7 protein-coding genes are annotated in these 6,104 nt (G+C 66.7%); 1 reads left to right on the top strand and 6 read right to left on the bottom strand.

Annotated elements, in window-relative coordinates:
- The 6 genes from AC1DY5_RS38510 to AC1DY5_RS38485 form a co-directional block, all read right to left on the bottom strand.
- On the bottom strand, window positions 1-225 hold a 225-nt coding region (locus AC1DY5_RS38510; protein WP_478119722.1), incomplete at its 3' end, for an ABC transporter permease subunit.
- Window positions 226-240: 15 nt separating this feature from the next.
- A complete protein-coding gene (locus AC1DY5_RS38505; RefSeq protein WP_478119721.1) occupies window positions 241-1,032 on the bottom strand; it encodes a transporter substrate-binding domain-containing protein in 792 nt (263 codons plus the stop codon).
- A complete protein-coding gene (locus AC1DY5_RS38500; RefSeq protein WP_478119720.1) occupies window positions 1,029-1,826 on the bottom strand; it encodes a GntR family transcriptional regulator in 798 nt (265 codons plus the stop codon). The genes AC1DY5_RS38505 and AC1DY5_RS38500 overlap by 4 nt, the downstream gene beginning before the upstream one ends.
- A gap of 214 nt (window positions 1,827-2,040) precedes the next feature.
- Window positions 2,041-2,376, bottom strand: coding sequence for a hypothetical protein (locus AC1DY5_RS38495; RefSeq protein WP_478119719.1), 336 nt, complete (start codon window positions 2,374-2,376; stop codon window positions 2,041-2,043).
- 47 nt (window positions 2,377-2,423) lie between these two features.
- Window positions 2,424-3,389, bottom strand: coding sequence for a Bug family tripartite tricarboxylate transporter substrate binding protein (locus AC1DY5_RS38490; protein WP_478119718.1), 966 nt, complete (start codon window positions 3,387-3,389; stop codon window positions 2,424-2,426).
- A 52-nt stretch (window positions 3,390-3,441) separates the two neighbouring features.
- Window positions 3,442-3,882, bottom strand: a complete 441-nt coding sequence (locus AC1DY5_RS38485; RefSeq protein WP_478119717.1) for an OsmC family protein — start codon at window positions 3,880-3,882, stop codon at window positions 3,442-3,444.
- A 191-nt stretch (window positions 3,883-4,073) separates the two neighbouring features.
- On the opposite strand from AC1DY5_RS38485, the gene AC1DY5_RS38480 reads away from it, so the two are divergent.
- Window positions 4,074-5,768 (top strand): long-chain fatty acid--CoA ligase, encoded by a 1,695-nt coding sequence (locus AC1DY5_RS38480; protein WP_478119716.1) that lies wholly within the window; start codon window positions 4,074-4,076, stop codon window positions 5,766-5,768.
- The last annotated feature ends 336 nt before the right edge of the window (window positions 5,769-6,104 follow it).

Genomic DNA, 6,104 nt, shown 5'->3' with positions numbered 1-6,104 from the left:
GAAGAACAGTTGCACGATGAAGGGCGTGTTGCGGATCAGCTCGACGTAGCTGCCGACCACCCAGCGCAGCCAGGCCGGACCGCTGGCGCGCGACCAGGCGCAGGCCACGCCGACCATCATGCCGATGACGGTCGCGATGGCCGTGAGCCCGAGCGTCCAGAGCACCCCCCTGACGAGCAGGGGCCATTGGCCGAGGACGGCGCCGAAGTCGAATTCGATGCCCATGGCAGGCCGTCGCGATCAGACCGGGAGGTCGCCGGCCGGACGGCCGAGCCACTTCTTCGCCATGGCGTCGAGCGTGCCGTCCTTCTTGGCGTTGGCGATGATCTCGTTGACCTTGGCCTTCAGCGGGTCCTCTCCCTTGGCGATTCCGATGAAGCAGGGGCTGTCCTTGAGCAGCAGCTTGTACTCGGCGCCGAGCTGCGGGTTCTTCTGCATCATGTCGCCGGCGACCGCGGCGCTGGTGGCCAGGGTCTGGGTCTGGCCGGCCACGAAGGCGGCGATGGTGGCGTTGTTGTCCTCAAAGCGCTTGTACTCGAGGCTGGCCGGTGCGACCTTGGCGAGTTCCTGGTCTTCCATAGCGCCGCGGGTCACGGCGACGGTCTTGCCGCCCATGTCGGCGAAGCTCTTGATGTTGACCGTCTTGGCCGCATAGACCGCCTGGAAGAAGGGCGCATAGGCGGCGGAGAAATCGATCACCTTCTCGCGCTCGGCGTTCTTGCCCAAGGTGGAGATCACCAGGTCGGCCTTGCGCGTCTGCAGGTACGGAATGCGGTTGGCGCTGGTAACCGGCACCAGCTCGGCCCTGACGCCGAGCTTGCTGGCGATCAGCTGCGCCATCTCGACGTCGAGGCCCTGCGGCGTCATCGTCTTGTCGACCGAGCCGTAAGGCGGATAGTCGGTCGGCACCGCGATCTTGATGACCTTGGCCTTCATCACGTTGTCGAGCGCGCTCTGGGCGTGCGAGAGGCCGGTGGCGAACAGCGCGGCCGCGGCGAGGGCGAGCGCGAACGTGCGCTTGGTTTGCTTCATAACAGGGCTCCTAGGTAAATCGATGAATCGTCGGGTGAGGGTTCGGACGCGGCCGCCTTCCGGCCCCTCCTGGAGGGGCCGGTACGCAAGAGCTGTGCCTCGTCTTTCGGGTCGGCGGCCGTGCCCTGGATCGGTGCCAGTGCGTCGCGCAGCTGGGCCAGCGGGTCGGTGGGTGTCTGCACGCGCAGCGCCGATTGCACGGTGCCAATGTGCTCGCTCATCAGGGCCTCGGCGGTCGCGATGTCGCCGCGCTCGAGCGCGGCCACAATGCGCACGTGGTCCTCGCAGGACTGCGCCGCGTCGTGCGAGGACTGGTAGAGCATCGCGATCAGCGTGGTGCGGGCGGTGAAGTCGCGCAGCGTGTCGGCCAGCAGCGAGTTTCCCAGGCATTCGGCCAGGCAGACGTGGAAGTCGCCGAGCAGGTAGCTGCGGTTACCGATGTCGCTGTCCTTCAGCGCCGCCTGCTCGCGCTTGAGGTGCGCCTTGAGTGCGCGTAGCGCGTCCTTGTCGATCGCGCCGGCGCTGCGGATTAGGCCCGACTCGATCACCCGCCGCGCCTCGAAGGCTTCGCGTGCCTCGTCCTGCGAAGGCTCGATCACGAACCAGCCGCGGCGTGCGCTCACCGTCACGATGCCGCGGGCGGCGAGCCGGGTGAGTGCTTCGCGCACGATGGTGCGGCTGCAGTCGAACAGCATCGCGAGCTGCTGCTCGCCCAGGCGCGCGCCGGGCGCGAGCTTCTGTGCCATCACCGCTTCGACGATGCGTGCACTGATTTCGGGAGCGGTGATGGACATGGCGCTGCATACCAGCAGCTTTCATGCCTGCTTGTATGCAAGCCTGAGCCCCTCGACGGTGTGTGGGCCGGGGCTCAGCGGTCGAAAAAAAAGCCCGCACGAGGCGGGCCTAACCTTGATTGCACTTGCAGCAATGAACTAACAGCCCGATTTTCGCGCTGTTCGGCGCTTTCAGGTGTGAGAAATTCGTCGAATTGGAGGCTGTTACCTTTTTCTAGAGCCCCATGAACTCCGAGATCTTCCGAGCCACCGATTTCGGGGGGGCGGCCGGCGCAGAAGTTGCGACCGGCGGTGGCGTCCGGCGGGCCGCCAGGAACTCCAGCGCCCGGGCCACCCGGTTCGCCGACGGGTCATCGATCCTTCGCCTCCATGCGGCGGCGACCTGGAGCAGTTCCCCGGGGCTCAGCGGCCGTGGCGGCGGTCGCTCCGGGTCATGGGGCGTTCCGCCATGGCGCGACGAGCCCTCGGGCGGCAGCCGGAACCGGCGTTGTCCGAACAGGCCGTCAGGTGTGGGCCGGCGGGAAAAATACAGGTGATCCATGTAGCCCATTTTGACTACATTCCGACGCGCATGGCAAGCTCCGAAAGGTGTAGGGCTCAGTCCATCCTGGCACCCGAGGCCTTCACCGCCTTGTCCCAGCGCGGTGTTTCCGCGGCCAGGAATCTGGCGAAGTCCTCGCTGCCCAGGTAGGCCGGGTCGGCGCCCTGGCTCACCATCCGTTCGCGCACCTCGGGATTGGCCAGCACCTGCCTGAATGCGTCGCTGAGCTTGGTGACCACGTCCTTCGGGGTGCCCACGGGGGCCAGGAAGCCGTAGAAGCCCACCACCTCGAAGCCCTTGACGCCGGATTCGATCACGGTCGGCACGTCGGGCAAGGCCGGGTTGCGCGCCGCGCTGGTCACCGCCAGCGCGCGCACCTTGCCCTGCTTGTGGTAATTGGCCGCCTGCGGGATCGATTCGGCCATGAACTGCACCTGCCCGCCCATCAGGTCAGTGAAGGCCGGCGCGCTGCCGCGGTAGGGGATGTGGACCATGAAGATGCCGGTGGCGCTCTTGAACATCTCGGGCACCAGGTGGCTGATGCCGCCGTTGCCGGCCGAGCCGTAGTTGATCTGTCCCGGCCGGGCGCGCGCGTAGTCGACGAACTGCCGCAGATCCTGAACCGGCAGCTTGGGCGTCACGAGCAGCGCGAGCGGCTGCATCGCGGTGCGCGCGATTGGCGTGAAGTCCCGCAGCGTGTTGTAGGGCAGCTTGGCGTACAGCGCGCCGTTGATCACCGCCACGCCGGTGTTGGCAAGCATCAGCGTGTAGCCGTCGGGCGCGCTCTTGGCAACCGCCTCAGCGCCGACCGAGCCGCCGGCGCCCGGTTTGTAGTCGACGATGATCGGCTGACCCAACACCGCCTGCAGCTTGTCGGTGAGCAGGCGCGCATGTTGGTCGAGCGGGCCGCCGGCCGGGAAGCCGATGACGACCTTGATGGGCTTGTCGGGAAAGGCCGCCACGGCGGCGGCTGAAACCGACAGCCACAGCAGCGCGGCGATGCCTTTGCGGGCAATGTTCATGGGTGTCTCCTCGTTGTGAGGAGATCATAAACAGCCCCCGGCGTCCGCCTCGTCAGGGCTTGAGGGTGGCCTTGAACGTGATCTCGGGAACGCTGGCCAGCGCCTTCGACAGCGGGCAGCCTTCCTTGGCGCCGGTCGCCAGCTGCTGGAACTTCGCCTCGTCGATGCCGGGCACCACCGCCTCGAGCTCGAGCTGGATTCGGTCGATCTTGAAGCCCGGGCCGTCCTTGGCCAGCCGGACTGCGGCCTTGGTGTCGATCGAGGTCGCCGTCAGGCCGGCGCCCTCGAGCGCGAAGGCGAAGGCCATCGTGAGGCAACCGGCGTGCGCCGCGCCCAGGATCTCCTCCGGATTGGTGCCGCGCTTGTCGTCCTCGAAACGGCTCGCGAAACCGTAGGGGTAGTCCTTGAGCGACCCGGTTTCGGTGCTGATCAGGCCCTTGCCGGTCTTGCCGGCGCCTTCCCAGTGAACGCTCGCGTGCTTGTCTGCTGCCATGGAAGCTCCTCGTCGAAGGGGTTGAGAGTCTGCTCTTTTACGGCAGATCGGGCGCCGCGTCTGTYGGTCAATGGCGGTAGCGGAGCGTGGCCCTGCCGAGGCGGCGAGTCGCCCAGGTGACGACCGTCGGGGCTTCCCCGATGCGGGATGCATCCGGAGCGTCGTAGGCTCTCACGCTCTCTGGAGACAGTATGGATCGCCCGCATTACAAGTTCTGGCCGCAGCGCCTGCCCCGTTCGATCACCGTGCCCGCGACCTCGCTGTGGCACAACCTGGCGGTCAATGCCGCGCGCTACCCTCAGAAGCCGGCGCTGGTCTTCTTCGGCAGCGAGATCAGCTACGCCGAGTTCGCGGCGCAGGTCGAGCGGCTCGCCGGCACCCTGCATGCCCTGGGCGTGCAGCGCGGCGACCGCGTGATCCTCGACATGCAGAACTGCCCGCAGCTGGTGATCGCGCATTTCGCGATCCTGCGCGCCAATGCGGTCGTGGTCCCGGTCAATCCGATGAACCGGGCCGAAGAGCTCAAGCACTACATCACCGACCCGGACGCCAGATTCGCGATCACCACCGGCGACCTGGCGCCCGAACTCGCCAAGGCCAGCAACGCGCTCGATCCGAAGGACCGGCTGGCGCACATGATCGTCACCCAGTTCACCGACACCTTCGACGCCGAGGTCACGGGCGACGAGGCGCCGGCTCCGGCCTGGCGCGACTGGCTGCTGACGCAGCACCCGCTGCCGACCCTGGAAGGCGGTGCGGTGATGCGCTGGACTGATGCGCTCGGCGCCGGCCATGCGCCGCCCGAACACGTGGTGGGCGCCAACGACATGGCGCTGCTGCCCTACACCAGCGGCACCACCGGCCTGCCCAAGGGCTGCATCCACCACCATTCGAGCCTGATGCACAACGCCTGCGCCGGCCAGCTGTGGGGGCTGGGGTCGGCCGAGGCGGTGGTGCTGGCCGTCGTGCCGATGTTCCACATCACCGGCGTGGTGAGCATGATGCACACCACCATCCTCTTCGGCGGCACGCTGGTCATCATGCCGCGCTGGGACCGCGACGTCGCTGGCCGGCTGATCTCGCGCCGCAAGGTCACGAGCTGGACCAACATCCCGACCATGGTCATCGACCTGATGGCCAGCCCCAACTTCGCCAGCTACGACCTGAGCAGCCTGACCTACATCGGCGGCGGCGGCGCCGCGATGCCGCAGGCCGTGGCGCAGCGCTTGCTCGAGCAGTTCGGCCTCAAGTACCAGGAGGGCTACGGCCTCACCGAGACCGCCGCGCCCTCGCACGCCAATCCCTTTGAGAACCCCAAGCAGCAGTGCCTCGGCATCCCCTACATGAGCACCGACGCGCGCGTGGTCGATCCGGACACGCTGCAGGAAATGCCCATTGGCGAATCGGGCGAGATCATCATCCACGGCCCCGAGGTGTTCCAGGGCTACTGGAAGCGGCCCGATGCCACGGCCGCCGCCTTCGTCGAGTTCGAGGGCAAGCGCTTTTTCCGTTCCGGCGACATGGGTCGCATGGACGAGGACGGCTACTTCTTCATGACCGACCGCCTCAAGCGCATGATCAACGCCAGCGGCTTCAAGGTCTGGCCGGCCGAGGTCGAACTGCTGATGTTCCGCCACCCGGCGATCCAGGAGGCCTGTGTGATCGGCACCAAGGACGCCTACCGCGGCGAGTCGGTCAAGGCCGTGGTGGTGCTGCGCCCGACCCACAAGGACACCACCGAGCAGCAGATCATCGACTGGTGCCGCGAGAACATGGCGGTCTACAAGATCCCGCGCACGGTGCAGTTCGTCGATGCATTGCCCAAAAGCGGCAGCGGCAAGGTGATGTGGCGGCTGCTGCAGGAAGCGGAGAGCGGCGCGAAATAGGGGCTTGGCGCTTTTGGTTCCGTAGCGACGGACAGATCGCCATGCGCTTCCGCGGCGCATGATACGCAGTTGAAATACGGAGCGGGGCGATCGGCGCGCGTGCCGAGGACACTGGGTAGCCCCCTCCGCGAATGTCCCCCGGCTTCGCCTCCTCCTTTTTTTCGCTGCGGGGGCCACCCGATGCCCTCGGCACGGGAAGCGCTGGGTCGTGATGGTCGATCAACGACCGCTTCTATGGGGACTCTTTTGTCAAGCCTTGTCAATTGACGTATCGATCAACAATTACTTCATTGCGTAACACCTGTGTATTGCTGAGCGGGTGAGGCAGCTCAGTGG

The sequence above is a fragment of the Variovorax sp. P4_D9 genome (assembly GCF_056401695.1).
The sequence above is the reverse complement of the archived record's forward strand: the minus strand, read 5'-3'. Positions and strand labels throughout refer to the sequence as shown.